The 26,891-nt window shown below is 69.0% G+C and carries 25 protein-coding genes and 1 pseudogene; 9 read left to right on the forward strand and 17 right to left on the reverse strand.

Annotated elements, in window-relative coordinates:
- Window positions 1–142 precede the first annotated feature (142 nt).
- From nuoK to ABD830_RS37875, 3 genes and pseudogenes are all read right to left on the reverse strand, one after another.
- Window positions 143–445, reverse strand: a pseudogene (nuoK, locus tag ABD830_RS37865) (NADH-quinone oxidoreductase subunit NuoK); the annotation flags it as partial.
- Window positions 445–1,254 carry an NADH-quinone oxidoreductase subunit J family protein gene (locus ABD830_RS37870; protein WP_344998401.1) on the reverse strand — a complete coding sequence of 270 codons (810 nt, stop codon included), beginning with the start codon at window positions 1,252–1,254 and terminating at the stop codon, window positions 445–447. The gene ABD830_RS37870 and the pseudogene nuoK, both read right to left, overlap by 1 nt.
- Window positions 1,251–2,783: a NuoI/complex I 23 kDa subunit family protein gene (locus tag ABD830_RS37875; RefSeq protein WP_344998403.1), complete on the reverse strand. Its 1,533-nt coding sequence runs from the start codon at window positions 2,781–2,783 to the stop codon at window positions 1,251–1,253. Before ABD830_RS37875 ends, ABD830_RS37870 begins: the two co-directional genes overlap by 4 nt.
- Between ABD830_RS37875 and ABD830_RS37880 the strand changes: the two genes are divergently transcribed.
- A complete protein-coding gene (locus ABD830_RS37880; protein WP_344998405.1) occupies window positions 2,782–4,125 on the forward strand; it encodes a serine/threonine-protein kinase in 1,344 nt (447 codons plus the stop codon). The two genes, ABD830_RS37875 and ABD830_RS37880, sit on opposite strands and share 2 nt — an antisense overlap.
- 138 nt (window positions 4,126–4,263) lie before the next feature.
- Here the strand turns inward: ABD830_RS37880 and ABD830_RS37885 are convergent, their stop codons facing one another.
- The 5 genes from ABD830_RS37885 to ABD830_RS37905 form a co-directional block, all read right to left on the reverse strand.
- Window positions 4,264–5,202: a hypothetical protein gene (locus tag ABD830_RS37885; RefSeq protein ID WP_344998407.1), complete on the reverse strand. Its 939-nt coding sequence runs from the start codon at window positions 5,200–5,202 to the stop codon at window positions 4,264–4,266.
- A gap of 78 nt (window positions 5,203–5,280) precedes the next feature.
- Entirely contained in the window at window positions 5,281–6,222 is a 942-nt protein-coding gene (gene nuoH, locus ABD830_RS37890; protein WP_344998409.1) for an NADH-quinone oxidoreductase subunit NuoH, read from the reverse strand.
- Window positions 6,215–6,769, reverse strand: coding sequence for an NADH-quinone oxidoreductase subunit C (locus ABD830_RS37895; RefSeq protein WP_344998411.1), 555 nt, complete (start codon window positions 6,767–6,769; stop codon window positions 6,215–6,217). Before ABD830_RS37895 ends, nuoH begins: the two co-directional genes overlap by 8 nt.
- Window positions 6,766–7,296 (reverse strand): NADH-quinone oxidoreductase subunit B, encoded by a 531-nt coding sequence (locus ABD830_RS37900; protein WP_425567235.1) that lies wholly within the window; start codon window positions 7,294–7,296, stop codon window positions 6,766–6,768. Before ABD830_RS37900 ends, ABD830_RS37895 begins: the two co-directional genes overlap by 4 nt.
- A gap of 46 nt (window positions 7,297–7,342) precedes the next feature.
- Complete coding sequence (locus ABD830_RS37905; RefSeq protein ID WP_344998413.1) at window positions 7,343–7,714, reverse strand: NADH-quinone oxidoreductase subunit A; 372 nt, start codon at window positions 7,712–7,714, stop codon at window positions 7,343–7,345.
- A 621-nt stretch (window positions 7,715–8,335) separates the two neighbouring features.
- Here ABD830_RS37905 and ABD830_RS37910 point away from each other — a divergent pair.
- The 5 genes from ABD830_RS37910 to ABD830_RS37925 all read left to right on the forward strand — a co-directional run bounded on the left by ABD830_RS37910 (window position 8,336) and on the right by ABD830_RS37925 (window position 13,522).
- Window positions 8,336–9,424 (forward strand): polysaccharide deacetylase family protein, encoded by a 1,089-nt coding sequence (locus ABD830_RS37910; RefSeq protein WP_344998415.1) that lies wholly within the window; start codon window positions 8,336–8,338, stop codon window positions 9,422–9,424.
- A 38-nt stretch (window positions 9,425–9,462) separates the two neighbouring features.
- Window positions 9,463–9,552: a putative leader peptide gene (locus tag ABD830_RS54435; protein ID WP_357596931.1), complete on the forward strand. Its 90-nt coding sequence runs from the start codon at window positions 9,463–9,465 to the stop codon at window positions 9,550–9,552.
- Between the two features lie 133 nt (window positions 9,553–9,685).
- Entirely contained in the window at window positions 9,686–11,530 is a 1,845-nt protein-coding gene (locus ABD830_RS37915) for a 2-oxoacid:acceptor oxidoreductase subunit alpha (protein ID WP_344998417.1), read from the forward strand.
- The gene (locus ABD830_RS37920) at window positions 11,523–12,569 is read left to right on the forward strand and encodes a 2-oxoacid:ferredoxin oxidoreductase subunit beta (protein WP_344998419.1); all 1,047 of its coding nucleotides are present in this window, start codon (window positions 11,523–11,525) and stop codon (window positions 12,567–12,569) included. Before ABD830_RS37915 ends, ABD830_RS37920 begins: the two co-directional genes overlap by 8 nt.
- A gap of 71 nt (window positions 12,570–12,640) precedes the next feature.
- Window positions 12,641–13,522, forward strand: coding sequence for an NAD-dependent epimerase/dehydratase family protein (locus ABD830_RS37925; protein ID WP_344998421.1), 882 nt, complete (start codon window positions 12,641–12,643; stop codon window positions 13,520–13,522).
- Here the strand turns inward: ABD830_RS37925 and ABD830_RS37930 are convergent.
- Genes ABD830_RS37930 through ABD830_RS37940 form a run of 3 tightly spaced genes read right to left on the reverse strand, consistent with a single transcriptional unit; the run spans window position 13,504 to window position 17,605 of the window.
- Window positions 13,504–14,826: a hypothetical protein gene (locus ABD830_RS37930; RefSeq protein ID WP_344998423.1), complete on the reverse strand. Its 1,323-nt coding sequence runs from the start codon at window positions 14,824–14,826 to the stop codon at window positions 13,504–13,506. The genes ABD830_RS37925 and ABD830_RS37930 overlap by 19 nt on opposite strands.
- Window positions 14,826–16,874 carry a glycosyltransferase gene (locus ABD830_RS37935; protein WP_344998425.1) on the reverse strand — a complete coding sequence of 683 codons (2,049 nt, stop codon included), beginning with the start codon at window positions 16,872–16,874 and terminating at the stop codon, window positions 14,826–14,828. The genes ABD830_RS37930 and ABD830_RS37935 overlap by 1 nt, the downstream gene beginning before the upstream one ends.
- A gap of 2 nt (window positions 16,875–16,876) precedes the next feature.
- Window positions 16,877–17,605, reverse strand: coding sequence for a WecB/TagA/CpsF family glycosyltransferase (locus ABD830_RS37940; protein WP_344998427.1), 729 nt, complete (start codon window positions 17,603–17,605; stop codon window positions 16,877–16,879).
- A gap of 188 nt (window positions 17,606–17,793) precedes the next feature.
- On the opposite strand from ABD830_RS37940, the gene ABD830_RS37945 reads away from it, so the two are divergent.
- Window positions 17,794–18,342 (forward strand): dTDP-4-dehydrorhamnose 3,5-epimerase family protein, encoded by a 549-nt coding sequence (locus ABD830_RS37945; RefSeq protein ID WP_344998429.1) that lies wholly within the window; start codon window positions 17,794–17,796, stop codon window positions 18,340–18,342.
- Here the strand turns inward: ABD830_RS37945 and ABD830_RS37950 are convergent.
- On the reverse strand, window positions 18,281–19,639 hold the full coding sequence (locus ABD830_RS37950) for an O-antigen ligase family protein (RefSeq protein WP_344998431.1): 1,359 nt from the start codon (window positions 19,637–19,639) through the stop codon (window positions 18,281–18,283). The genes ABD830_RS37945 and ABD830_RS37950 overlap by 62 nt on opposite strands.
- Window positions 19,636–20,334, reverse strand: a complete 699-nt coding sequence (locus ABD830_RS37955) for a hypothetical protein (RefSeq protein WP_344998433.1) — start codon at window positions 20,332–20,334, stop codon at window positions 19,636–19,638. Before ABD830_RS37955 ends, ABD830_RS37950 begins: the two co-directional genes overlap by 4 nt.
- 181 nt (window positions 20,335–20,515) lie before the next feature.
- Here ABD830_RS37955 and ABD830_RS37960 point away from each other — a divergent pair, with 181 nt between their 5' ends.
- Window positions 20,516–21,319: a 2OG-Fe(II) oxygenase gene (locus ABD830_RS37960; RefSeq protein ID WP_344998434.1), complete on the forward strand. Its 804-nt coding sequence runs from the start codon at window positions 20,516–20,518 to the stop codon at window positions 21,317–21,319.
- A 19-nt stretch (window positions 21,320–21,338) separates the two neighbouring features.
- Here ABD830_RS37960 and ABD830_RS37965 read toward each other — a convergent pair whose 3' ends face one another.
- On the reverse strand, window positions 21,339–22,250 hold the full coding sequence (locus ABD830_RS37965) for a GumC domain-containing protein (protein WP_344998436.1): 912 nt from the start codon (window positions 22,248–22,250) through the stop codon (window positions 21,339–21,341).
- Between the two features lie 170 nt (window positions 22,251–22,420).
- Here ABD830_RS37965 and ABD830_RS37970 point away from each other — a divergent pair, with 170 nt between their 5' ends.
- On the forward strand, window positions 22,421–23,569 hold the full coding sequence (locus tag ABD830_RS37970) for an acyltransferase family protein (RefSeq protein WP_344998438.1): 1,149 nt from the start codon (window positions 22,421–22,423) through the stop codon (window positions 23,567–23,569).
- Here ABD830_RS37970 and ABD830_RS37975 read toward each other — a convergent pair.
- The 3 genes from ABD830_RS37975 to ABD830_RS37985 form a co-directional block, all read right to left on the reverse strand.
- Complete coding sequence (locus tag ABD830_RS37975) at window positions 23,566–24,474, reverse strand: phytanoyl-CoA dioxygenase family protein (RefSeq protein ID WP_344998440.1); 909 nt, start codon at window positions 24,472–24,474, stop codon at window positions 23,566–23,568. The two genes, ABD830_RS37970 and ABD830_RS37975, sit on opposite strands and share 4 nt — an antisense overlap.
- 67 nt (window positions 24,475–24,541) lie before the next feature.
- Window positions 24,542–25,432, reverse strand: a complete 891-nt coding sequence (locus ABD830_RS37980) for a glycosyltransferase family 2 protein (protein ID WP_344998442.1) — start codon at window positions 25,430–25,432, stop codon at window positions 24,542–24,544.
- Complete coding sequence (locus ABD830_RS37985) at window positions 25,432–26,880, reverse strand: lipopolysaccharide biosynthesis protein (RefSeq protein WP_344998444.1); 1,449 nt, start codon at window positions 26,878–26,880, stop codon at window positions 25,432–25,434. Before ABD830_RS37985 ends, ABD830_RS37980 begins: the two co-directional genes overlap by 1 nt.
- Between the last annotated feature and the right edge of the window lie 11 nt (window positions 26,881–26,891).

Genomic DNA, 26,891 nt, shown 5'->3' on the forward strand with positions numbered 1-26,891 from the left:
GAGAGGACGAGGGTGTCTCGGGGGGCGGGTCCGCGAGGGCCGGCCTGCTTGAGGGCTCGTCGGCGGGTGCGTCGAGGGATGACGTGAGGTGGTCGGCGGACGTGTTCAGGGGTGTCGGCGCGTTCGATGGTCCGTCGGGAGGCTCGGCCAGGTCGCGGAGGTGGTCGATGTCGACGGTGCGGCGGTTGCGGTAGAGCGCCAGCACGATCGCAAGGCCCAGCCCCACTTCGGCGGCCGCTATGACGATCACGAAGAGAGTGAGGACCTGGCCGCTGTGCAGACGGTCGCCCAGCCACACGTCGAACGCGACCAGGTTGAGGTTGACGGCGTTGAGCATCAGCTCGACCGACATCAGCACGAGGATCGTGTTACGCCGCGCGAGCACCCCGTAGACGCCGACAGAGAAGAGGAGCGCGGAGACGACCGCCGGGTAGACGATGTGCACTAAAGACCCCCGATCTGATCGGGCGGCGGATTGCCCCCGGTCGGGTCGGACACCGCGTTGTCAGGGGTGCGGGGAGCAGGCGCGGAGCCTTTCCGGGTCTCGGCGGAGGTCGCCCGGGTCTGCGGGTGTTCGGGTGCCGACGGTTCTTGGGGCTGGACCGAGGCCGTGGTGTCGCTGGTTCGGCCGGGAATCGGGCCTTGCCTTGTGTCGGAGGGCGGTGGGCTCGCTCCCGTGTGGGCATCTGGCGAGTTGTCGCCGGGCCGGTCAGGTGGTGGGGCTCCGGGGATGTCGGTGCGGGACAGGACGATGGCGCCGATCAGGGCCGCGAGCAGGAGCACCGACAACGCCTCGAACGGCAGGACCCAGGTGGCGAACACGCTGGCGCCCAGCTCCTTGGCGGCGCCTGAGCCGGGGCGTAGCGGTGTGTACGCCGTACGGAAACCGTCGATCACGACTGCGACGAGGATGGCTGCCGTCGCCACCGCCACCAGAGCTGAGACGAGGCGGTTGCCGCTGTCGAGATCCGTGGACCTGCCTATGGGGGCGCGGGTGAGCATGATGCCGAACAGCAGCAGCACGACCACCGCGCCTACGTAGATCAGCACCTGGACCCAGGCCACGAACTCGGCGGTCAGGACGAGATAGCCGCCTGCCAGGGCGCCGAAGCAGACCACGAGCCAGAGGGCGGCGTGGACGAGTTGTTTGGTCGTGACGACAAGCAGCGCCGATCCAACCGCTACCGCGCCCAGCAGCAAGAAGACGATCTCTTGCCCGGTGGGTGACAGGTAGGAGGGCACCGCTTCGATCACGAATCCTCCTCGGACTCCCTTGTCTCGTCAGGGCCGAGCCGCCCGGGTGGCCGGATGGACCGTGGATCGGCCATCCTGCGTCGGCGGGGGCTCGCGGCAGAAGTTTGCTCGTCCGGCTCGGGCTTCGGTTGCGGTACGCCCGGAGCTGTGGACAACTTTTCCGGGGACGGCAGGCCTGTGGATGAATCCGAGTCCTGGGGCGGCTGCTCGGGGGAAGGGCCGGACTCTGCGGGCGCGTCGGCGGTCGGCCCCGTGTCCGTAAGGTCGTCAGTGTTCCGCTCAGCCTCTGCGGGGGCGTCGGCGGTCGGCTCGCCTGGCGTGGCGGGGCGGCCGAGCCGCCGGTCCTCGGCGGCGGAGGTGGCGGTCTCGTCCTGAGGGCTGGACGGGAGGGCGCCCGGAGGGCGGATGCCCCGTACGTTCTGCATTGGCCGGCGGGGGCGCCCGTGGCCGCCCTGAGGGCGTGAAGGAGCGGCGGGACCTGATTCAGAGGCATTCGCTGCCGCGCCGGCATCCTGGGCACCGGACTCGGCCTGTGTGGGGCCGGCCTGTGTCGGTCCAGGCTGCGCGGGTCCGGGACTGGTAGGTCCGGGCTGCATGGGGTGCCCGGGCTTGCGCTCGGTCTCCGCAGTGCCCGCCATGGGCTGCAGGCCTTCAGCGCCAGGCGTGGAACGCGTGCCTTCAGCGCCTGATGTGGGTCCCGTGCCCGGGGCCTTGGGCTCGGCGCCTTCCCGAGGGTGCGTGCCCGGTGTTCCTGTCGTGGGCTCTTCAGTCGTGCCTGCGGGCCGCGGCGTCCTTGGCCCCTGAGTCGGCTTTTCTGAGGGGCGGTCTGCCGTACCCGATGCGGGTCTGGCTGCTGCCGGTGTACGGGCGGTCGCCGGGCGGCGGGGGGCGGCGGTGAGTTCCTTCGGGGGTTCGGCGCCTGGGTCGTGGGCCGGAGGTGGAGGGACCGTCTGGGTCCAGGCGGCCAGCTTGTCCTTCTCGTGGATGAGGTTGCGGATGTCGCCTTCCGCGTACTCGAACTCCGGGGACCAGAACAGGGCGTCGAAGGGGCACACCTCGATGCAGATGCCGCAGTACATGCACAGCGAGAAGTCGATGGCGAAGCGGTCGAGGACGTTGCGCTGGCGGGGGCGGCCGCCTTCGGGGGCCGGGATCGTCTCCTTGTGGGAATCGATGTAAATGCACCAGTCGGGGCACTCTCGGGCACAGAGCATGCAAGAGGTGCAATTTTCCTCGACCAGGGCGATGACGCCGCGGCTGCGGGGCGGGAGGGCGGGTTGCACCTCGGGGTACTGCTGGGTCACCGATTTGCGCAGCATGTGGCGAAGGGTGATGGACAGTCCCTTTGCCAGTCCGACTCCCGGTATCCGCGCCATGTTCAACATCATGACCCAACTCGCCTCGCAGGTGAACGAGCGGGGGTGTTGTCCCCAGTTTTTCCACAGCCATCCACAGATTAGCGGGAGGTTATCCACAAGCTGCATGCATGCCCGGTATGAACCGCAGCGGGGCGATAGTCTCTCGGCCATGCAGCAGAGCCATCAGGTCCGTCCCGGGGCCGGGGCGTGGGCGGCCGCCGTCGTGTGGGCCTGCCTACCCCTGTTCACGTGCGGGCTGGCGACCCCGTTCACCATCGGGTTCGCCGCGTTCTGGCTGCGGAGCATCTGGCAGGTCTTCGCGGCCTCCGCTTATCTGGTCGGCATCGGATCGTTCGTGATCGCGGCGCTGGCGTACGACACCTACGAGGACATTCCTCAGCCGCTGTCCCTGCTGGTCTCGCTCGGGCTGCTGTTCAGCTGGATCGGCGGGGTGGTTCACTCGGGGGTCCTGGTGCCGGCCATGGTGAAGGCACGGCGTTGGGCGTCTCCTCAGGGGCCGACGCATCGGCAGGGGCCGGCCCATCAGCAGGGACCGGCGCATCAGCCGCACATGGATCTGCACCAGCGGACCACATCGCCCAGCTACCAGCAGCGTCATCGGGAGTTCGAGTCCTACCAGCAGCATCCTGCGCATCCCACGTCCCATACGCGGCAGCCTGGGCGGCCTGACCCCTACCGGCGGCATTCCGGGGAGCAGGGATCCCAGCAGCGGCGGCCCGGGGAGCCTGAGTGGATAGGGCACTATCGGGTGCTCCGGTCGCTCGGGCGCGGTGGGCAGGGGGCGGTCTACCTGGCTGCGGCGCCCAACGGGGCGCGGGTGGCGGTGAAGGTGCTGCACGATCTCGTCGACGAGACGGCGCGGGCCAGGTTCGCGAGAGAAGTGGACGTGGCCCGGCGGGTGGCCACGTTTTCCACAGCCCGCGTGCTCGACGTGAACATCTCCGGGCAGCATGCCTACATCGTCAGCGAATACGTGGAGGGCCCCTCGCTGGAGCAGCTCGTCAAGAAGCACGGGCCGCGCGACGAGGACAGTCTGACCCGGCTGGCGTTATCCACAGCCGGGGCGCTGGCGGCCATCCACAAGGCGGGGATCGTGCATCGCGATTTCAAGCCGAGCAACGTGCTGATCGGGAACGACGGGCCGCGGGTGATCGACTTCGGGATCGCCAGGGCGCTCGATCAGGTGACGATGATGACGTCGGGGAAGATGGTCGGGACGCCGCCGTACATGTCGCCCGAGCAGCTGACCGGGGAGGCCGTGGGTCCGGCTTCCGACGTGTTCAGCTGGGCCGTGACGATCATGTTCGCGGCCACGGGGCGGCCGGCGTTCGGGGAGGACACCGTTCCTGCCGTGTTCAACCGGGTGCTCACCTTCCATCCGGACTTGTCGCCGTTGCCGCCTGCGCTGCGGGGGATTGTGGGGACGTGCCTGAACAAGCGTCCGGACGATCGGCCTTCGGCTTCTGATGTGATGCTGGCGATCGTGCATTGAGCGGCCCCGAGATGGCGTGACCGAATGGCGTGACCGAGCGTGACCGAATGGCGGGGGGCGGCCGACGCGAGGGGCATGGCGCCCCGGGTGGCCGACGTGGCCGACTGGCGGGGGTGGCGGCCGGCTGACCCACATGTGTCAGGGCATGGCGTCGCTGGCGGCCTTCGTGAGGTTGAGGTACTCCTCGCGCGACACACCATGCACAGCCAGAAAGAGATTGTGACGCTCCGCGAACAGGTGCACATCTCCCGGAGCCCAGCGCCCCGGCAGGTGGTACACGGGACGACAGGGCCGGTCGAGGATGAACAGGCCGGTCAGGTCCTCGTACCGGTAGAGGTGCAGACCGAAGGCTTCGCCCGGAGACGCGCCGATGCGCAAGGTGGCGACGAGTCCAAGGCCGCGGAATATCTCAAGTTTGTCGGAGAAGTTGCCTTTGACGGCCGAGCCGTCTGCCGAAAGCAGGATCGCGCCCCTTCTCGCCTGCCAACGGCGGACCTTGGCGAAGACAGGCCGGAGGACCAGCAGCGCGGGGCTGAAGACGACCATCAGCCATTTGACTTCGAGAACGTCCAGCAGAAACCGGCCTATTGAGGAGATGGCGCGCCAGGCACCCCACATCCCCAGGGACGCCAGATAAACCATCAGCCCCATGCCGATGACTCCCCCGCAAATGGCCACCGGCTTTCGCCATTTGGCCGGCGAGGGAGGCGGAAGACCGCGGAGGCGTTTCCAGCCGGGAGCGCGGCCCGCCAGGACAGCGCGTACGCGAGCCGAGGAGCGGGAACGGGCGTCCACCAGCGGGATGCCGGCCTTGCGGGCGAACTCCACCAGGTCGGGCTCATACCACTCAGCCGGCAGGTCGAGCAGGACGAGACCGTCCGCGTCCAGGGCCGCCACGCCTTGGACCTTCTCGGCTCCGTCCAGGCTGTCATAGCGGTAAAGGCTGGCAGGTGTCACGCGTACGGATATGTCCGAGGCGCTGTCGATGGCGGTCAAAGTGCCGCCGTCCGACGTCAGAACAGTTTGCGGGCAACGGCTGTCTTCTGTCGCGCCGGCTAACGGAACGAGTTGGTTCACTGGTCATCCCCCCAGAGGCCCCCTGCCCAGGTATGACGAATAAGGAAAAAGTAAAGTTTCCGCGCGCGAAGAAAGGTGCTAGATGAGGACCTTGATGACGCCCGTGAGCGCCAATTGCGCCAGGGCAAGAGGCACCAGGACAGCCCAGGCGAGTTTCTGGAGCTGATCCTCGCGGAGCCGGGGGTAGGTGACGCGCAGCCAGATCACGACGAACGACAGCAGGAAGACCTTGACCAGGGTCCACAGCCAGCCCGGGAGGAACGGGCCGTGCCAGCCACCCAGGAACAGGACGGTGGTCAGGAACGACAGGACCACGATCCCGACGTACTCGGAGAGCATGAACAGCGCGAAGCGCATGCCCGTGTACTCGGTCATCGGGCCCATGATGATCTCGGACTCGGCGATCGGCATGTCGAACGGAGGGCGGCGCAGCTCAGCCAGCCCGGCCAGGAAGAACACGACGCCGCCGACGGCCTGCCACGGCAGCCACCACCACTGCCACGCCTCGACGATGGCGGGGATCGACAGCGTGCCCGCCGCCATCGCGACAGAGGAGGCGGCCAGCACGAGCGGCAGCTCGTACGACATGAGCTGCGCGGCCGCACGCATGCCGCCGAGCACCGAATACTTGTTGGCCGAAGCCCAGCCGGCCATGATCGAGCCGAGGACGCCGACGCCCATGACGGCGAGGACGAAGAAGAGGCCCAGGTCGAGGTCTACGGCGACGCGGCCGCGGTCGATGGGGATGGCGATCAGCACGACCAGGTAAGGGACGAGGGCCACGCCGGGTGCGATCATGAAGATGCGGCGGTCGGCCGCGGCCGGGATGACGTCCTCCTTCTGGGCGAACTTGACCCCGTCGGCGATGAGCTGCGCCCATCCGTGGAAGCGCCCCGCGTACATGGGACCCAGCCGCGACTGCATGTGCGCCATGACCTTGTGCTCGGTCTGCCCGACGATCAGCGGCAGCACGAGAAAGACGATGAGGATGACGGCGAAGCTCAGCACCACGTCAAGCATCGGGCGGCCCCCAGTCGGGTGGGACTCCTGGTGGAAGCGTCTTGCGGCGGCTCGGGGCGCCGTGTCCTGACTCGCCGGGCTCCTTGGCGCCGGGCCACGGCTTGGCCACGCGGGCGGCCAGGATGAAGTCCTTGCGGAGCGGGTGGCCCTCGAAGCCGTCGGGCAGGAGGAGCGGCACGAGGTTGGGGTGGCCGTCGAAGATCACGCCGAACATCTCGTACGTCTCGCGCTCGTGCCAGTTCGCGCCCCGGTAGACGCCCACCGCGCTGGGGAGGTGGGGGTTCTCGCGAGGGACGCGCGTGCGGAGCAGCAGGCGTTCCCCGGCGGCCGGGTTGTAGACGTGGGCCACGACGACGAAGGCGTCCGGAGGGTCGTCGACACCGGTCAGCCAGTCGAAGAAGGCGTAGCCGAGGTCGTCACGGACGTAGGTCAGCAGCTCGATCCAGTCGGCGGGGGCCACGTCGACCGTGATGTCGCCGTAGGACTCCGAGATCTCGACGCCGCCAGAACCCCTGAACCGCTCCGCGAGCCCGCCGGGAATGGTCACGCGTCCTCCGCGTGGGAGCGGGACCACACGTAGCGGTCGCTGAGCTTCTCTCCGGCGATCTTCTCCTGGAGCTTCATGATGCCGTAGAGAAGAGCCTCGGGACGGGGCGGGCAGCCCGGCACATAGACGTCGACCGGGATGATCTGGTCAACGCCATTGGTCACGCAGTAGGAGTCCCAGTAGGGACCGCCGGTGTTGGAGCAGGCGCCGAACGAGATGACGTACTTCGGGTCGGGCATCTGCTCGTAGAGCCGCTTCACCGCCGGGGCCATCTTGTCGGTGACCGTGCCCGAGACGATCATCAGGTCGGCCTGGCGCGGCCCGTTCGCGAACGGGATCACGCCGAACCGGATGAAGTCGTGCCTGCTCGTCGAGGTCGCGATGAACTCGATGGCGCAGCAGGCCAGCCCGAAGTTGAACACCCACAGCGAATAGCGCCTGCCCCAGTTGAGCACGAAGCGCATCGGCTTGGGCGCCAACCTGGAGACTGGGCCCACCGTGGGCATCGGGAGATCCGTCGCTGCCATACTGTCCATTCTTGCGCGAATCGCAGGTCAAGCAAAGAAAAGCGCGCTAGGTCCAGGTGAGCACGCGCTTGCGCCAGGCGTACAGGATGCCGAGGGCGATGAAGCCCAGGAAGACGAACATCTCCACGAGCGTCGTCAGCCCGTAGCCCGGGGCGTCGAAGACCGTGGCCCAGGGGAACAGGAAGACGGCGTCCACCGCGAACACCACGTAAAGGTACGTGAAAACGTAGTAGCGGACCTGCGACTGCGCCCAGCCCTCGCCGACCGGGTCGACCCCGCACTCGTACGTGGTCAGCTTCTCCGGGGTGGGACGGGTGGGGCGCAGGAGGCGGTTGGCCATCAGGGCTCCGGCCACGATGGCGACGCCGATGGCGAGCAGTGCGGCAACGAGCACGTATGACCCGAAATAGCCGTCCATGCCGAGATGGTAACCCGACACCCCATCCGCAAACCCCTACCCGATATGAGAGCGCGGGGCTGGGGTTCCCGGGGCATGCCCTGAGCCAGAAGCTGTGGGTGGAAATGGGGCCGTAAGCGGTCAATGCCATGGAAGCCGTCTCGACCTCGTTACCCAGCGCAGCCAAAGCCTCGGGAGCGATCATGTCAAGACGAGGTAAAGCGGAAGATCAACCACATACTCTGACAAACATGCACAAGAAGCGATTCTCCTCCGGAATCGCCCTGCTGGCCCTCTCGGCCACCGGCTGCGGGCTGGCCGCCTCCCCCGAGAGCAGCGTCATGGTCCCGGCAGAGCCGACGATGATCGACTTTGTCGACCCCACGTCGATCGTCGGCCTGTCCACCAGGACGCTGACCGAAGGCCACTCCACCAGCGGCCGATACGTGCACATCAGCTACCCCGAGCTGCGGAACGCCCCCGCGCTCAACGAGGCCCTGCGCGCCCAGGTCGAGCAGCAGTGGCGCGAGTTCCGCGGGCAGACCAAGGACCCCCACGCCTACCCGCGGCCCGAGCTGAACGTGGAGTGGCAGCTGGTCGCCGAGTCCCCCCCAGGCGATCGCGGTACGGCTGCGCACCAGCGTGTTCCTGGGCGCGAGCTGGGGCAACTCCACCCGTACGTACTGGTTCGACCCGGTCGAGGGCAGGGCCGTGGACTCCACCGGACTGCTCCAGGGCAAGGGCGCCCTGAATCGCCTCGCGGAGCTGGTACGGCAGCAGCTAGGGACCCGCGGGTCCCAGGTCGTGCGGGACGAGGTGAGGGCGAGCGGCGACCAGTTCGAGTCGCTGGCGTTCAACCAGGCCGGGGACCTGGTGGTCGAGTTCGACGACTGCCAGATCGGGCCGTGCTCGCTGGGGCGGCTCGCCGTGGCGGTTCCCGAGCGGCAGGCACGGCCGCTGCTGTCCGCGTTCGGGCGACGGGCTCAGGACAGCGTGAAAGTGCGGGCCCAGGACAGCGTGAAGCTCGACGCGCCGTATGCGGTCGCCCCGGCGCCCACGGGCATCCCGAAGGCCGTCAGCAACCAGGCGGGGACCGTGGACTGCGCCAAGACCAAGTGCGTGGCGCTGACGTTCGACGACGGGCCGGGACCTCAGACCGCCAGGCTGCTCGACCTGCTGCAGAAAAACCACGCGAGGGCCACGTTCTTCACGGTCGGCATCAACGCCGCCGCCCAGCCCGCACTGCTCAGAAGGATGAGCGCCGAAGGACACCTGATCGGCAACCACAGCTGGGCGCACACGGACCTGTCGAAACAGCCGATGATCAAGATCGCCGACTCCGTGGGGCGTACCGAGGCCGTGGTCGAGGCCGCCATCGGGCAGAAGCCGACGCTCCTGCGGCCGCCGTACGGGGCTGTGAGCCAGGAGCTGCGCGACGTCGCCGCCCGCGAGGGGGTCGCGCTGGTCACCTGGGACGTCGACACCAGCGATCAGACCGAAGAGAAACCCCGTGACATTGGCGACCGTGCCGTGCGTCAGGCGCATCCAGGTGCGATCATTCTCATGCACGACATCCATCGGGAATCGGTTGACGCCGTTCCGGACATCATCGAAAGGTTGCGCGAAAAGGGTTACCGCTTCGTCACCGTTCCTGAGCTGTACGGCCCTGCGGGGATGCAGGCCGGACGCTTGTACGGGTCGGGAAACGAGCTGCCGGGTAAGCAGCCCTGACGTAAGACACGTGTGGGGGGGACGTATAGTTGGCGTTCGTGACCCGAACCGCCCTCTACGCCCGCCTGCATGTCGACCTCTGCAGGCTCGCGTCCGGGCTGTGTCGTCGTTCTCCCGCCTCACCCTGACTCAGACCGCGTCTACCGCGTTTACCCGCTCTTTGCGGGACACAAACGCGTGACCTTCCGAGGATTTAGCATGGAAACAGAGAACGCCGCGCCCAAGGCAACCGCGCTCCGGCGCGTCGAGGAGGACTGAGCTGTGACTAAGCAGGTGCAGCAGCTCGACCGCGTGATCATCAGATTCGCCGGAGACTCCGGCGACGGTATGCAGCTCACCGGCGACCGCTTCACGGCAGGCACGGCGGAGTTCGGCAACGACCTGTCGACGCTCCCCAACTTCCCCGCTGAGATCCGCGCGCCCGCAGGCACTCTGCCCGGCGTGTCGAGCTTCCAGCTGCACTTCGCCGACCACGACATCCTCACGCCCGGCGACGCGCCGAACGTGCTCGTGGCCATGAACCCGGCCGCGCTCAAGGCCAACCTGGGCGACCTGCCCAGGGGCGCGGACATCATCGCGAACACCGACGAGTTCACCAAGCGCAACCTGCAGAAGGTCGGCTACGAGGTCAACCCGCTGGAGGACGAGTCGCTCAGCGAGTGGCACGTGCACGCGGTGCCGCTGACCTCCCTCACCGTCAAGGCCCTCGAGGGCTTCGAGCTGTCCAAGAAGGACGCCGAGCGCTCGAAGAACATGTTCGCCCTCGGCCTGCTCAGCTGGCTCTACCACCGGCCGACCGAGCACACCATCACGTTCCTCGAGCAGAAGTTCGCGAAGAAGCCCGACATCGCCAAGGCCAACATCGCGGCCTTCCAGGCGGGGTGGAACTACGGCGAGACCACCGAGTCCTTCTCCGTCTCGTACGAGGTCAAGCCCGCCAAGCTCTCGCCTGGCGTCTATCGCAACATCTCCGGCAACCAGGCCCTGGCGTACGGCCTGATCGCCGCCAGCGTGCAGTCCAAGCTGCCGCTGTTCCTGGGCTCCTACCCGATCACCCCGGCCAGCGACATCCTGCACGAGCTGAGCAAGCACAAGCGGTTCGGCATCCGCACCTTCCAGGCGGAGGACGAGATCGCCGGCGTCGGGGCGGCGCTCGGCGCCGCGTTCGGCGGAGCGCTCGGCGTGACCACCACCTCGGGCCCCGGCGTGGCGCTGAAGGCCGAGACCGTCGGCCTGGCGGTCACCACCGAGCTGCCGCTGATCATCGTGGACGTGCAGCGCGCGGGGCCGAGCACCGGCATGCCGACCAAGACCGAGCAGACCGACCTGCTGATGGCCATGTTCGGGCGCAACGGCGAGTCGCCGGTGCCGATCGTGGCGCCGATGTCGCCGAGCGACTGCTTCGACGCGGCCATCGAGGCGGCCCGGATCGCCGTCAAGTACCGCACTCCGGTCATGCTGCTCTCGGACGGCTACCTGGCCAACGGCTCGGAGCCCTGGCGTCTGCCCGAAGTCTCCGAGCTGCCGGACATCTCGCAGGAATTCACGAAGGAGCCGAACGGCGCCGACGGCGAGTTCCTGCCGTACAAGCGCGATACCGAGACACTGGCCCGTCCCTGGGCCATCCCGGGCACGGCCGGCCTCGAGCACCGCATCGGCGGCATCGAGAAGGCCGACGGCACGGGCAACATCTCCTACGACCCGAACAACCACGACCTGATGGTCCGCACGCGAGCCGCCAAGATCGCCGGCATCGACGTTCCTCCGCTGGAGGTCGACGACCCGGACGGCGACGCGAAGGTGCTGGTCATCGGGTGGGGCTCGACGTACGGGCCGATCGCCGCGGCCGTCCGGCGGATCAGGAAGAGCGGCGGCAAGGTCGCGCAGGCCCACCTGCGCCACCTCAACCCGCTGCCCGCCAACACCGGCGAGGTGCTCAAGCGCTACGACAAGGTGCTGCTGCCCGAGATCAACCTCGGTCAGCTGGCCCTGCTGCTGCGCGCCCGCTACCTCGTCGACGTGATCAGCTACAACCGTGTGCGCGGGCTCCCGTTCAAGGCGGAGGAGCTGGCCGGAGTCATCCAGGACGTGATCGAGAGTGACTGAGCTGCTGAACGGGAAGGGCCTGTCGCTCATCCCCAAGACCGACGCCAAGCAGAGCCTCAAGGACTTCAAGTCCGACCAGGAGGTCCGCTGGTGCCCGGGTTGCGGTGACTACGCGATCCTGGCCGCGGTGCAGAGCTTCCTGCCGGAGCTGGGGCTCAAGCGCGAGAACATCGTGTTCGTCTCGGGGATCGGCTGCTCGTCCCGGTTCCCGTACTACCTCAACACGTACGGGTTCCACTCGATCCACGGCCGCGCGCCCGCGATCGCGACGGGGCTGGCCGCCTCCCGGCCCGACCTGAGCGTGTGGGTGATCACCGGTGACGGCGACGCGCTGTCGATCGGCGGCAACCACCTGATCCACGCGCTGCGCCGCAACGTCAACCTGAACATCCTGCTGTTCAACAACAGGATCTACGGTCTGACCAAGGGCCAGTACTCGCCCACCTCCGAGGTCGGCAAGATCACCAAGTCGACGCCGATGGGGTCGCTGGACAAGCCGTTCAACCCGATCTCGCTGGCCATCGGCGCCGAGGCGTCGTTCGTGGCCCGCACCATCGACTCCGACCGCAAGCACCTGCAGTCGGTGCTGCGCGAGGCCACCGCGCACCGCGGCACGTCGCTGGTGGAGATCTACCAGAACTGCAACATCTTCAACGACAACGCGTTCGAGCAGCTCAAGGACCCCGACGTCCGCGACGACATCACGCTGCGCCTGGAGCACGATCAGCCGATCGTGAGCTCCTCCAAGGCCGTGGTGCGCGCCGCGAACGGCGGCATCGAGGTCGTGGCGCGCGACGGCGTGAGCGAGGACCAGATCCTCGTGCACGACGCGCACAACCCCGACCCGTCGGTGGCCTTCGCGCTCAGCAGGCTGGACGAGCCGGCGTTCGAGCACGTGCCGATCGGGATCTTCCGTCAGGTGGACCGGCCGGCGTACGACGTGCTGATGGCCGAGCAGCTCGAGGAGGCCGTCGCCCAGAAGGGGCCCGGCGACCTGAGCGATCTGCTCATGGGTGGCGACACCTGGCGCATAGCCTGATATTCGCGATTTGATGGGGCCCGTCCGTGCGGGCCCCATTTCGCATGCCCGCCGAGCAAAAGGGGGCATACGTGGAGTGGCATGGCAGGCGGGCCCTGGTGACGGGGGCCTCGGGGTTCATCGGCGCGCACCTGGTCAGGCGGCTGACCGAGCTGGGCGCCGACGTGCACGGGGTGAGCCGCACCGGGAGCGGTCACGACCTGCGTGATCCGCGGGCCGTGGACGGGCTGTTCGCCGCGGTCCGCCCCGAGGTGGTCTTCCACCTGGCCAGTGAGGTGAACGGGGCCAGGGACGTGTCCGTCGTGGGGCCGACGCTGGAGGGCAACCTCAGGACCACGGTCAACGTGCTGACGGCCGCGGCCGGGTCCGGGTGCCGGGTGGTCCTGGCGGGGTCGAGCGAGGAGCCGCGGCCGGGCAACGGGCATTCGCCGCCGCCGTCGCCGTACGCGATGGCCAAGGCGGCGGCGACCGGGTACGCCGAGCTGTACCACCGGCTCTGGAACGTGCCCTACACGATCGTGCGCCCGACCATGGTGTACGGGCCGGGCCAGCGCGACATCGGCAAGCTGGTGCCGTACGTGACGCTGGCCCTGATCAGCGGCGAGCAGCCGCGGCTGACCAGCGGGTCCAAGCTCGTGGACTGGGTCTACGTCGATGACGTGGTCGAGGCGTTCGCGCTGGCCGGGCTGAGCGAGCGCGCGGTCGGGCAGGCGTTCGACGTCGGGACCGGGAGGACGGCCTCCGTACGCCAGGTGGTCGAGTTGCTCTACCGGATCGGCGCGGTGGAGGACAGCCCGCCCTTCGGGGACGTCCCCGACCGGCCGCTGGACGTGCCGCAGGCAGCCGACCCGGGGCCGGCGCTGGAGCTGACCGGCTGGCGGCCACGGATCGAGCTGGAGGACGGCATGCGCCGCACATACGCGTGGTACGCGGATCAGGCGCGGATCTTGTAGACGTGGTAGGAGCTCTCGGCCTCGAAGGTGTCGGTGAACCGCCCCGACCCGTCCACGGGGACGCTGCGGTTCTCGAAGAGGACCTCCACCTGGCCGGGCGCCAGTCCTCGAGGCAGCGTGAACGTGTACGCCCCCGGCTTCCCCGACCGCGACGGCATCGCGAACAGGTAGTAGGAGCCGTCGTACGCCTTGAGCATCGTGTCCACGCCTCGCCCGAAGTCGTACTGGAGCGACTGCGTGTTGAGCACCGGGGCGAGCTCCTTGATCTGCTTGTTCACCTCGATGACCGCGGGCCTGGTGTGCGCGCCGCAGGCGTCGCGCAGGACGTGCTGGCTCTGGCAGGGACCGCCGAAGCTGTGGTTGAAGTAGACGATCCCCCTGGCCTCGTGGATCAGTGAGTTCATGACGGCGCCCTTGACCTCGGCGGGCTCGATCCGGCGCTTGTCCTCGGCGGCGGGCTGTCCCGCCTCGACGAAGGCGTAGATGGGCTGGCGTCTGCCGTCCATGGCGTCCAGCCGGCGCTGCCGGTCGATGAGCATGCCGTAGTTCGCCGCCCGCCGGCACGAGTCCGCGGGCATCCGCAAGGAGTTCTGGGCGTCCAGGCAGGCGTAGTAGCTGGTGTACCAGTAGACGTCCAGTGAGACGAGGTCGGTGTAGTCGTTGACGAACCTGCCGGCCTGCCGGTCGTTCTGCCAGATCATGACGCCTTTGCCGTAGTTGGCGTAGTGCGGCCGGCCGTCCTTGGGCAGCCGGTCCTTGAGCGTCTTCATGACGGTATAGCCGCAGCGTTCCTTGTGCGGGTCGTCCGGGATGCACAGGGCTCCCTGGCCGGGGAAGTTGCCCGTCCAGCCGTCGCCGCCGGCGCCGGCCCACATGTCGGCCTCGTCGGTGATCAGCCAGGCCACGGTCTCCTGGCCGTAGCCGTTCAGCGGCTTGCCGGGGATGGCGAACATGCCGTTCTTCCTGATCAGCGCCATGTCGCTGCTCTCGGTCAGCTCGACGTAGGTGTTGATGCCGGCCTCGCGGTCCTTGTTCACGTCGTCCTGGCTGGTGACCGACTCGTACCAGACGCCCACGGGGAAGAACGCGGGATTCGTCCATCCGGCTGCCTTGGTGGCCGGGAAACGGTCATAGTAGGCGGGGCCGCCTTCCCAGGGGACGCGCGGGAGCTGGGCGGCCGGCGGGCTGGAGCCGGCGCCGGGCGAGGGCCGCGGGTCGCGGGTCACGCCCTGGGAGATGCCCATGACCGCCCACACCAGGATCCCCACGACGGCGAGCACCAGAACGCCCAGGGTCGCCCGCATCAGTGTTCGCCCTCCGCCAGCTCCATGAGCTCGCGCGCTCGCGACGACCAGGACATGTCCAGCACGGACTCCCGCAGCTCGGCGGCGGGCTTGGGGCCGCCCTCGGCTAACGCGATCTTGATGGTCTCGACGAACCGTTCGGGGGTGGCGGCGATTGCGACCCTGTCGCGGTAGTGGGCCAGCTCCGGGAAGTCGGTGCTGACGACGGGCAGGCCCAGAGCCAGGTATTCCTTGAGCTTGATGGGGTTCGCGTGGCGGATCCAGGCATTGTCCTGCCACGGCATGATCGCCACGTCGAAGCCGGAGGCGTACGCCGGGATCCGCTCGTACGGCAGAAAGCCGAACCAGTGGACGTTGGGATACTTGGTCAGCCGGTCCATCTGCACGGTGGCGTCCCCGATGAGCACCAGCGACGCCTGCGGCAGCTCGGCCGCGACGCGTTCGAGCAGGTCGACGTCGACCACGAACTCGTCGATCGCGCCGAAGAAACCCACGCGCGGCCCCGGGACGGCGGCCAGGTCGGCGGGCAGGTCCGAGGTCCTGGTGAAGTGGTCGATGTCCACACCGTGGTCGAGGAAGTGCGCGCGCTCTCCGGTGATCGGCCGTTCCTCGTCCATCAGTGCCCTGCTGACGTAGACGACGCGGTCGGCGCGAGCGAGCAGCTCCCGCTCCATCTCCTCGATGGTGGTGGTGTCGGCCTCGGGAAAGGCCGAATGCCGGTCGGAGCGGTTGTAGACGAGCGAGCGCCGGGCCATCGGCCGTACCACGTCCCAGGCCGTGGGCAGGGTCACCACGAACACCGGCCGGCGCAGCCCGAGCACCCGGCACACCGCCCGGACCTGGGCCCGGACCAGCAGCGCGTTGACGCGGCGCATCAGGGGCGAGCCGTAGAACGGCAGCGGCAGCGGCGACATGACGTGGAAGCCGGGCAGCGGCCGGCGGACGAACTTGGCCACGCTGCGGAGCTTGCGCAGGATGCGCCGGGTGACCTGGGTGGACGTGCCCGGTGTCGGCATGCGCATGCCGATGCTGTTGACCACGAGCACCTTGCGGTGCGCGGCGATCGAGCGCATGAGCTGGAAGTCGGAGTGCGCCTGGTTGTGGTACCACCAGTCCTGGGCGGAGAAGCAGACGTAACCGGGCAGCGCGGGCTTCTCGGGACCAGGGGGCCATTCGGGCATGCGGATCAGGGCGCGTAACGCGGCTCTGTGCTTGCGCCCACCCGTACGGCCCCTCGCGAGGGCGCGCGACGCCTCGTTGAGCAGGGCCGCCCCGCGCATGACCAGCGCCGCGAGCCGTCCGTGCCGCTCGCGGTGCAGCCTGACCCGGTTGGCCGTCGCCAGCGCCCACAGGAAGCTGGACGTCGACTGCTCGCCGCCCAGGTGCACGGCGTGCGCCCGGGGCTCGTAGCGGACGGCGAAGCCGCGGTCTCCGGCCCGGAGCATGTACTCGGTCTCCTCCGAGTACAGGAAGTAGCGCTCGTCGAGCGGACCCAGCTCGTCCAGGCAGGCGCGGGAGGCCAGCCAGGCCGCGCCGGTCGCCCAGTCGGCGGTTCCCGGCCGCTCGTACGCCTCCGCCGCCACGACCAGCTCCCCCAGCGCCGGGACGCGCCCCGCCCGGTAGCCGCCGAGCAGCGCCTCGCCCAGCGCCCTCAGCACGGTGGGCCGCCTGCGCAGAGAGACGTGCAGGCTGCCGTCCTCGGCGGTGAGTCTCGGAGCCGCGATCCCGGTTCCCGGCACGTCCAGCGCCTCGCGCAGAGCCGGGATCGAGCCGGGGGCGAGCCGGATGTCCGGGTTCAGCACCAGCACGTCGCAGCCGGGCGCGGCGGCGATGCCCGCGTTCACTCCGGCGGCGAATCCCGCGTTGCGGCCCATGGGGACCACCTCGACGGCGGGCATCGCCTCGCGTGCCCGGTCGAGCGTGGCGTCGGCCGACCCGTTGTCCACCACGATCACCCGGGCGTCCTCCGCGCCGGCGGCGGGCAGCGAGCGCAGGCAGTCGCCGACGACCTGCTCACTGAAGTACGTGACGATCACTATCGCCAGCATGCTCACCTTCCCAGGAGGCGGACGCGGAGCGCGCCGGTCAGCAGGCGCACGGCGAAGGGCAGGTCGTCGACCAGGTAGCGGCGGGCCAGACGACGCGGTTCCAGTACGAGCCGGTGCAGCCATTCGCCGCCGCTGCGCTGGAGGAACCCGGGGGCGCGGCGGAACTGCCCCGCGGCCATCGGGATGCCCGCGCCGCAGCCCAGGAACCAGGCATCGGGCAGCTCCGCGCGCAGGTCGAGGATGGTCCGTTCCTGCTTGGGGAACCCGAGGCCGACCAGTACGAGGTCGGGGCGGGCCGCGCGGACGAGCTCGGTGACGTCGCGTCGGGCCGCCGGGTCGGCGTCGAAGCCGTACGGCGGAGAGTGCGCTCCCGCGATCCGCAACGACGGGTAACGTTCCAAAAGCGCCGCCGCGGCAGCCTCCGGCACGCCGCTGCTGCCGCCCAGCAGGTAGACGGACCGGCCGTCCCGCGCGGCGCGCTCGGACAGCGAGTGGACGAGCGAGGAGCCGGCCACCCGTTCCGGGATCGCAGTCCCGGCCAGGCGGCCCGCCCACACCACCGGCATGCCGTCGGCGACGACCAGCTCGGACCGGCCGACGAGGTCGGCCAGCGCGGGGTCGCGGGTGGCGGCTCTGACGATGTCCACGTTCGCGGTGAGGATCGCGCCGCCCCGGCCATCGGCCCAGGCCCGGGAGACGTGGTCGGCGACCCCGGCCTCGGTGATGCTCATGACGTGGATCGCTCCCACGCGTACTCGCGCGGGAGGTCTGATGTTCCCGAAAGGCTCCGCCGGAATGTCCCCGCTCCTTCTTCTGGCCGAGCCACATCCCGACCCTTCCGTGAGGTCATCGGCATTTCCGAGATTTCCGTTACGCATGGGTCTGGCAGGAAGTACGGCGCAGCTAGGAGTATGTGGGCATGAGAGTGGAGCGAGGCGCCCTGGAGGGCGTTCTTCTCTTCGTCCCGACCCCGCACCACGACGACCGGGGACTGTTCACCCGGACGTTCGACGCGGCGGTGGCGAAGGAGCACGGGCTCGATCCGGCCGCGTTCATCCAGGACAGTCAGTCCCGCTCGCGCCTGGGCACGATCAGGGCGCTGCACGGACGTACCGGGCAGGGCGAGGCCAAGCTGGTCAGGTGCGCCCGCGGCGCGATCCACGACGTGCTGGTGGACGCCCGGCCGGGCTCGCCGACGTACGGCCGGAGCATGAGCGTGGTGCTCGACGACGAGACGTTCGCCTGCCTGTACGTGCCCGCGGGCCTGCTCCACGGCTTCCAGGCGCTCACCGAGCAGGCCGACACCTGCTACCGGATCGACCGGGAGCACGACCCGTCCGAGGACATCTCCGTGCGTTTTGACGACCCGGACCTCGCCATCGCCTGGCCGCTGCCGGTGACGTCGATCAGCTCTCGGGATCTCTCCGCCGGGTCGTGGAAGGAGGCACAGGCGCGGCTGCTCGGGTGAACCTGGCGTGCCGCATCAACGCGCCCGCCGAGCCCACCAGCAGGAACGACAGCCCGGTGATCACGGCGTACGAGCGCAGGTCGAAAGTGGCCGCGCCGATGAGCGGCACCACCAGGCAGGCCGCCAGCGTCAGCCCGAGATCGCGGTCGGCGGGGTCGGAGAGCAGGTGCCTGGCGTGCAGCGCGGACCAGATCCCGGCGGCGAAGAGGCCGGCGAAGGCGAGCACCCCGATGATCCCGGTCTCCACCGTCGTGAGGATGTACTGGTTGTCGAAGACCAGGTATTTGGGGGCGTACCAGGTGCCGAGGCCACGGCCCAGCCAGGGGTGCCTGCCGATCTCTTCGGCGGCGGCGGCGTAGTCCATGGTCCTCCAGCGCAGGCTGGAGTCGTTGGACAGGTTGGTGAACAGGTCGATGATGGCCCCGAGCACGCCGGGCACCACCACCTTGACCGCCCCCAGGAACAGCAGCATCGCTCCGAGCGCGAGCAGGCGCCGCGTCCGCGGCCAGCCGATCAGCAGCACCACAGTGGCGCCCGCCAGACCGACGAAGGCCGAGCGCGATACCGAGAAGACCATCCCGGCCGCGATCAGGCCCGCGCAGGCCCACCAGCGCAGGGACGGCCTGCCCTGCTCGCGGGCGCGGAAGGCGAGGTGCAGGGCGATCGGAAGGATCATCGCGCACATGACCGCGAACTCGATGGGATGCCCGGTGGTCGCAGCCACCCTGCTCAGCCCGTTTCGCTCCAGGATGAACAGCTCCTCCTGGGTGAACCGCAGACCGGGCAGGACCATGTACCTGGTGGGGTCGAACTTGAACAGGAACTGCACCGCCCCGATCACGCCGAGGACCGCCCCCATCACGGCGACGGCCCTCAGGATGACGTCGAGCCTGGCCCTGCCGCGCACCCCGTCCACGATGAGCAGCACGACACCGATCATCGCCATCGCGGTCACGAGCATGTGGTCGGCAAGCTCGAGCTCGTCCCTGGGCAGGTTGCCGGCCGTCGCATAGGCGTACGTGGCCACCAGCGAGGCGACATAGACGAACACCGCGCTGCGGACCAGCGTCCGGCCCTTGGCCGCGCCCAGCGTGTCGGTGAAGTGCGAGCAGAGCCACCACACCAGGGCGAACAGGCCCACGGCCTCGGCCGGCGTGATCGCGAACGACAGTCCGCGGAAGACCAGCCGCGCCGGGACGATCATCAGGATCGCCACGAACACGACGCCGACCGTCGCGCCGTCGGCGGGATACGGCCTGGCCAGCACGGGCCTCGCGGTGACGGCGGGGGCGCTCATGAGCGCAGCGCCAGCGGCTCGTCCCGCGGGGCGGAGGCGGCCGGCTCTTCCGGCGCCGGCTCACCCTGCCGCCTGCGGCGCAGCCCCGTCGCGACGCTCTCCGCGGCGAATCCGGCGGTGAGGCCGGCGAACAGGCCGAGCACCAGGACCGCCGCGGCCGAGCGGCTCTTCCCGCCACGCTGCTCCTGCGGAGAGGTCGGCGGCACCATCTCCGTCAGCTGGATGTACGTGCTCGGCGGCGCCTGGACCAGCTTCTGGCGCGCGGCCAGCTCGATCTTGGCCTGCTGGACCAGCTTGACGGCGAGCGCGTGGGCCGTCTCCGCCGAGGGGCTCTTGACGTCGATGATCACGAAGGGGCCGTTGGCCAGCAACTCAGGGTTTGGGCTGCCGTTGTGGACGATGTACGTCGTCTGGCCGCCCGGCGGCGCCCCGAGCCTGGCCGCCGTCTCCGGCGCGCTGAGCGCCTGCAGCAGGATCGAGGCGGAGACGTTGAGCGCGCCGTTGTAGTTGAGCAGCGGGTTGGTCCGCGGGTTCGGGTAGTCGGGATTCGATGGAACGCTCCCGCCCGAGACCGGCACGGTGAGCACGAGCACCGCGTTCGACTGGTAGATGGTCGGGATCGTTCTGTATACGGCGAACGACACGCCCAGGGCCAGCAGGAACGCGGGCACGGTGACGTACCATCGCCGGATCACGACCAGGACTGTCCCCCAGAAGTCCAAGACGTTTCCTTCCTGAGCCGGGATTACGGGCCTCGCCTGGGTCATCGGACATTCGGGTATCCGGCGTTACCAGGAAATTTGTAACGAGATAACGGCATGTCCCGATGTCCGTCTCGGGGTATTTGCGGTCACTTCGAGGGTCGGGACGGCACCTATGCAGCAGACGCAGAGCTTCACCTTCAACCGCGACGAGCTCCTTCCGCTCGCGGACAGCCTCCGGGAGAGCTTCACCAAGGCCAGCCCCTTCAGGCACGTGGTGATCGACGACTTCCTGCCCTCCGAAGTCCTGGAGCCGGTGCTCGCGGAGTTCCCGGAGCCGCGGGACGCCGAGTGGCAGCGCTTCGACAACGCCAAGGAGATCAAGCTCGCGCTGGCCGACACCGAGCGGATGGGCCCGGCGACCCGGCACCTGCTGGCCGAGTTCAACGGCCAGGTCTTCGTCGACTTCCTGGAGCGGCTCAGCGGCATCGAGCATCTCGTGTCCGATCCACACTACGACGGCGGGGGGCTGCACCAGATCAAGCCGGGCGGATATCTCAAAGTGCACGTCGACTTCAACCGCCACCGCAGGCTCAACCTCGACCGCCGGCTGAACGGCCTGCTCTATCTCAACAAGGACTGGGAGGAGTCGTACGGGGGCCACCTGCAGCTCTGGAACAAGGACATGACCCGGTGCGAGCACAAGATCCTGCCGGTGTTCAACCGGTTCGTGCTCTTCGCCACCACGGACGACGCCAACCACGGCCACCCGGAGCCGCTGACCTGTCCCGACGACCGCGCCCGCCGGTCGATGGCGCTGTACTACTACACCAACGGCCGCCCGGCCGACGAAACGCTCGACGAGCACGACACCAAGTTCAAGCAGCGGCCGGGCGAGGAGTGGAAGAGCAGCTTCCGTCAGACGGCCAAGCGGTGGGTGCCGCCCGCGCTCGCGGACCTGGTGTCGCGGCGCGGATAGCGGCGGGCGCGCGTGCGGGTCAGTTGTGATTGGCCCGCACCACGTCGATGGGACCCGTCTCGTCCAGGCCGCCCAGGCCCGGTCCCGTGCCGTTGGACGGGCTCGCCACCCGGAAGTTCTGCGTGGCCTTGACGTCCTCGGGTACGTGATCGGGATCTTCCTGGGGTGCGGGCTTCTCCTCCGGCTGCGGCTCCGCCGACGCGGAGACCGGCGTGGCAGTCGGCGTGGAGGCGATTTGCGGCTCCGCGGGCTCCGGCGCCGCCTTCGCCAGCCCCTGCAACCGCGCGGAAAGGGTCAGCTTCCGCCGTACGACCGCATACGCCGCGCCGAAGCCGATCACCGGGCCGAGCAGCGCGCCACCGACCGCCCCCTGCAGCTTGGCCGACATGTCCGGCTCAGGACCGAGCCGTACGACGTCATCGAGCTGCACGAACGTGATGGGGTGCGCCTTCAGCTCGTTCTGCCGGTTCTCCAGCTCCTTCTTGAGCCGCTCCTGGGCCGCGCCCAGCACCTTGGTGGCCGTGCCCGGCGAGTCGCCCTCCACCTGGACGTAGACGAAGGGGCCCGTGGTGCCGACGCCCAGCAGGGTCGGGTTGCTGCGCCCGTCGTCGATGGTGAGCTGGGTGGGCCCGTCCTCGGTGACGCCGACGGACTTGAACACGTCGGGCGTGTTCATCGCCAGGATCAGGATGCTGGCGGTGGTCCGCAGGTCGTCGGAGAACTGCAGCAGCGGGTTCGTCTGTGCCAGCGGCTTGGTCCGATCGATCGAGCCGCCACCTGACGGCGCGACCAGGACCATGGAGACGCTGGCCACATAGCGCTCAGGTAACGCGAAATATCCGGCACATGCCAACGCCACGGTCAGAACGGCCACCGGGATGCCGATGAACTTCTGACGGGCAAGGCCCAGAATGGCCTTCCAGAATTCCATAAATCCCCAGCCCGATACTCACAGCAACAGGGCGTCGCCATCCCCCGAAAAAACCGTTCCAATCAGGACATCGCCCTTATCGCGCCGCCCGTTACAGGACCTGTTACATGAGCCCGGCCTGTCCCGATATACCCCCGGTGGCCGAGAGCAGGCCGGTACGGGGGTGGGCAATGGACTCGGTGCGGACGACGGTCTCCACGACAGGCGCGGCGACCGGCGCCCGGCTGGGCGGGCTCGACGGGATCCGCGGCCTGGCCGCGCTCTTCGTGGTCCTGCATCACTGCTGGTTGCTGTCCTTCCCCGGGTTTCCCGCCGACACGGGTCCCGGATGGGCGGGCTGGCTGCTGTACGGCCACTTCGCGGTCGTCGTCTTCATCGCCCTGTCGGGCTTCTCCCTGGCGGTCTCCCCCGCCCGGTCGGACTGGCGGCTCAACGGCCTTCGCCGCTTCGCCCGCCGCCGCGCCTGGCGCATCCTCCCGCCGTACTGGGCGGCACTGCTGTTCAGTCTCGCGGTCGCGTGGCTGCTGGTCCCGCAGCCCGGCCAGCCCTTGCCCACCGGCAAGACCGTGGTCGTGTACGGGCTGCTGCTGCAGGACGTGTTCGGCTCGCCCAGCCCGAACGGTGCGTTCTGGTCGATCGCCATCGAGGCGCAGCTCTACTTCGTCTTCCCGCTCCTGCTGCTGGCCGTGCGCCGGCTGGGCCCGGCGGCGATGGCGGCGGCGGTCACCGTCGTGGTCGTGGCAGTAGGCGTGCTGGCCGCCCACCTGCCCGTGGTGGCCACGCTGATGCGGCTGACCCCGCAGTTCGCGGTGCTGTTCGCGGTGGGGGTGGTGGCGGCCGGAGTGGTCCGCGCGCCGGTCAGGTGGCCCCTGCACTGGCTGGCGGCCATGGCCGTCGCACCGGTGATCGTCATGATCGCCGTCCAGGGCTCCACCTGGACGGTGGCCAACTTCTTCTGGATCGACCTCGCGTTGGCGCCCGCCGCCGGGCTGCTGCTCGCGGCCGTCGCGGGCGGGCGACCGCGACCGCTGGTGCGGCTGCTCGACACCCGGCCGGTCCGTTCGCTCGGCTCGTTCTCCTACAGCCTCTACCTGGTCCACGCGCCGATCGTGGTCGCGGTGAACCACTTCCTCGTCGCCCCGCGCCTGGAGCCCGGCGTGGGGAGGTTCTGGGGGCTGCTGGCGATCGCCGTGCCGGTGTCGCTGCTGTTCGCCAGGGCGTTCGCGGCGGTGTTCGAGCTGCCGTTCCAGCGCTATCGCAGCGGTCCCGCACTGCGCGCGGCGGTGCGGGACCGGTTGTCGCGGGCGCGGGGCGCCTAACCGTCCTGGTGGGCCAGGCTCAGGGCCTCGCTCTCGTAGGCCAGGGCCAGCTCCTCCGGGATGGGCTCGAGGTCGGTGGCCCGCCTGAAGTCCCGCAGGGTCGTGCCGAGGCAGGCCGCGTCCACGTTGGGAGCGCCCCTGCGGGTCCGTACGTCGTCGATGTGGACCGTTCTGAAGTCGATGCTGAACCGGGTGCGGCCCGAGGTGTTCGGAACCGTGGAGTGCAACTGGGCGCCGGAGAACATGATGACGCCGCCGGGTTCTGGAACGATCCGGACCTGTGGCTCGAGCTCGATCGGCTCCTCCGGCCTGGGCTGCTGCCGGGTGTCGCTGTAGATGTGCTTGGGAGCGTTGGGCCGGTCCACGCTGTTCCAGACCGCATAGTCGTAGCGGGCGCTGCCGTTGCGCACCGGAAGGTCGAAGTAGCGGGGGTGGAAGGCCATCACGTTCTCCCGCACCACCTCGTACACCGGAATCCACCAGTTGACCTGGCTGAAAGGCGCGGAGTACCAGCAGTCGCGGTGCGGGTGGTAGGCGTACGAGATGCCCGATGTGAGGTAGTTGTCCGACGTGGAGGTCCGCAGTCGCGGCACGTCGTAATAGGTGTTCGCGAGGTCGTAGCCGAAGTCCTCGAACACCGCGGGCAGGAGCTCCTGGCACCGAGGATGGTGGATGAACTTCGGCTTGAGCTCGGCGAGCAGCCGCGTGTAGTCCTCGACGAGCATGTCGAACTGCGCGGTCTGTGGGTTGAGCGGGCCGAACGCCTCCGCGATCATCTCTTGGGCGAAGGCGATCAGCTCTCTGGTCGCGGGCGACGCCGAGTAGACGAAGACCTGACCCTGGAAGATCAGCCCCCGGCGCGTCTCGTCGTCTACGTTGCTGTTGGAATAGACGGTGGTCAGCATGTACGGACTCCCTCTCTGATCCCCCGATCAATCCGTACTCGCCAGTTTCGGGCTATTCGTTACATCATTATCGATTTGACCGGAGCGCGGCCATTCTCGCGAGCTTCCGCCCCCGTCGCACAGCGGTCACACCATGCCTGCGCACGTACATCGAGGCCACGACGGCGCGTCCTCTCCTGCGCTGCGCGGCGGTCAGCTCGACCTCGTCGAGCGCCCGCAGCAACTCCCTGCACTGCAACAGCGTGGAGACGCGGACCTGCCAGGCCGGCGCGCCGATCTTGCGAGCGATGTCGGCCAGGTGCTGCACCTCCCAGTCGCGCCCCGCCAGGATCTCCGGAACGTGGCCCCACGGCCCTGCCAGCGCCATCCGCGCGGCGAAGATCTCGTCTTCGCGCAGCATGATCGGGCCCCGGTTGACCCGCATGATCCGCTCGCGCCGCATCAGGGCGTAGAGGGGGTCCATGGCGAACGGGTCCTCGTTGAGCATCCTCAGGGCCTCGGCGAAGCGGTCCACGGGGTCGTCGGAAAGGTAGCCGGTCCCGGTGTACGGGGCCGTCCGCGTGGAGCCGTCCGGGCCCGTGTAGGCCTGCTGGGTGCTGACCAGCAGCAGCCGCTCGTCGGCGGCGAAGACCTCCAGGCAACGGGAGACGTACGTGGGCGACAGCCAGTTGTCGTCGCCGACCCACCGGTAGAACTCGCCCCGCGCCCGCCGGATGGCGTCGGTGAAGTTGGGGATCTGCCCGATGTTGGTCGGCTGCCGGTGGTAGACCACCCGGCTGTCGGTCGCGGCCCAGTCGCGGCAGATCTCCTCGGTGCGGTCGGTGGAGGCGTTGTCGCAGATGACGAGCTCGATGTTCGGGTGGTCCTGGGCCAGGACCGAAGTGATCACCTTCTCGACGCGGTCGGCACCGTTGTACGTGGGCAGCCCCACGGAGACCATCGTGTCGGCGAATGCCATCAAGCACTCCTTCTGACGAGCTTCTTCAGCACCGCTCCGGGCACCGCGATCATGACGAATACCAGTACTCCCGCCCCACCGGCGACGACGAGCTGCACGAGCGCGGGGCCGGCGCCGGTCAACCGTTCCATGGCGAGCATCACGGCCCCGGCGACGGCCGCGGCCACGGCCGGGCGGACCAGGGAAGGCAGCACGGGCGCGAGCCGTACCCCCACCCGGCGCAGGATGACCAGCGCCAAGGGCACCGCGACGAGCACCGCGACCAGCGCGTGCGCGATGGCGGCGCCGCGGATGCCGCCGATGTGCGCCCCGGCCACCAGGGACGGCAGCAGGACGACGGCCCAGCAGAGGTTCAGCAGGACGGTGGTCTTGGTGGCGCCGAGCCCGGTCAGGATGTCCACGGCCAGGAACGAGATGAGCATCCTGACCACCATCAGCACCGCCAGCCAGCGCAGCACGCCCGCCGAGAAGTCCCACCGCTCGCCGTACAGGAAGGTGATGAGCGGGTGCGCCAGGATGGCCATCACCAGCGCGGGCGGCAGCACGAACGCCACCATCACGGGGACCGACCTGCGCACCCCCTCCGACAGCGCGGCGGGATCCTCGGACAGGCGGGAGAAGCTGGGTAAGGACACGTAGCGCAGCGCGGTGCCGATGATCCCTGGCACCCAGCTCGACACGTTGAACGCCAGCAGGTAGTAGCCGAGCTGCTGGGCGCCGAGCACGTCGCCGACGATGACATAGTCGGAGTTCACCAGGATGGCCTCGAGCCCGAACCCGAGGGCCGACGGGATGCCGAACTTCAGCAGCTTGCCGGCGATCTCGCGGTTGAGCTCCACCCTGATCGGCAGCCATCCCCAGAAGAAGATCAGCACCCCCGTGACCAGGGAGGCGGCGACCTGCCCCCAGGCGAAGGAGTACGCGCCCGCGCCGGTGAGCGCGAGCGTGATCGCCACCGCCGCGTTCGCCACGAAGCCGATCATGATGGCCAGGGTCAGCTTGTCCTGCTGGAACCTGCGCAGGAGTGCCGCGCTGCGCACGGCGGTGAAGGCCTCGATGAGGATGATCGAGGTGAGGAGCCGCACCACGCCGGTGGCCTCCTCGTTGCCGGACATCCTCGCGAAGACCGGGGCGAACAGCCAGAACCCGCCGTACACGCTGGTGGTGACGGCGAAGCTGAGCACGGTCGCCGTGGGCGCCATGTCCTCCAGGCGGCCCCGCCAGTGGATGGTCGCCGCCTGGATGCCCACGTCCTTGATGTGCATGACGATCTGCGTCGCCGCCAGCGCCACCGCGTAAATGCCGAAGTCGTCGGGCGCCAGCACCCGGGCGAGGACCAGTCCCATGGCGAACGAGCCCGCCCGGGTGATCAGATTCCCGAGCACGCTCCAGCGCAGCCCACGACCCGCTTGTGCCCCGATCTCGTCGACGCGCTGTGTCTCTTCCATACGTTCCTTTT

This window comes from Nonomuraea helvata, assembly GCF_039535785.1.
GTDB lineage: Bacteria > Actinomycetota > Actinomycetes > Streptosporangiales > Streptosporangiaceae > Nonomuraea > Nonomuraea helvata.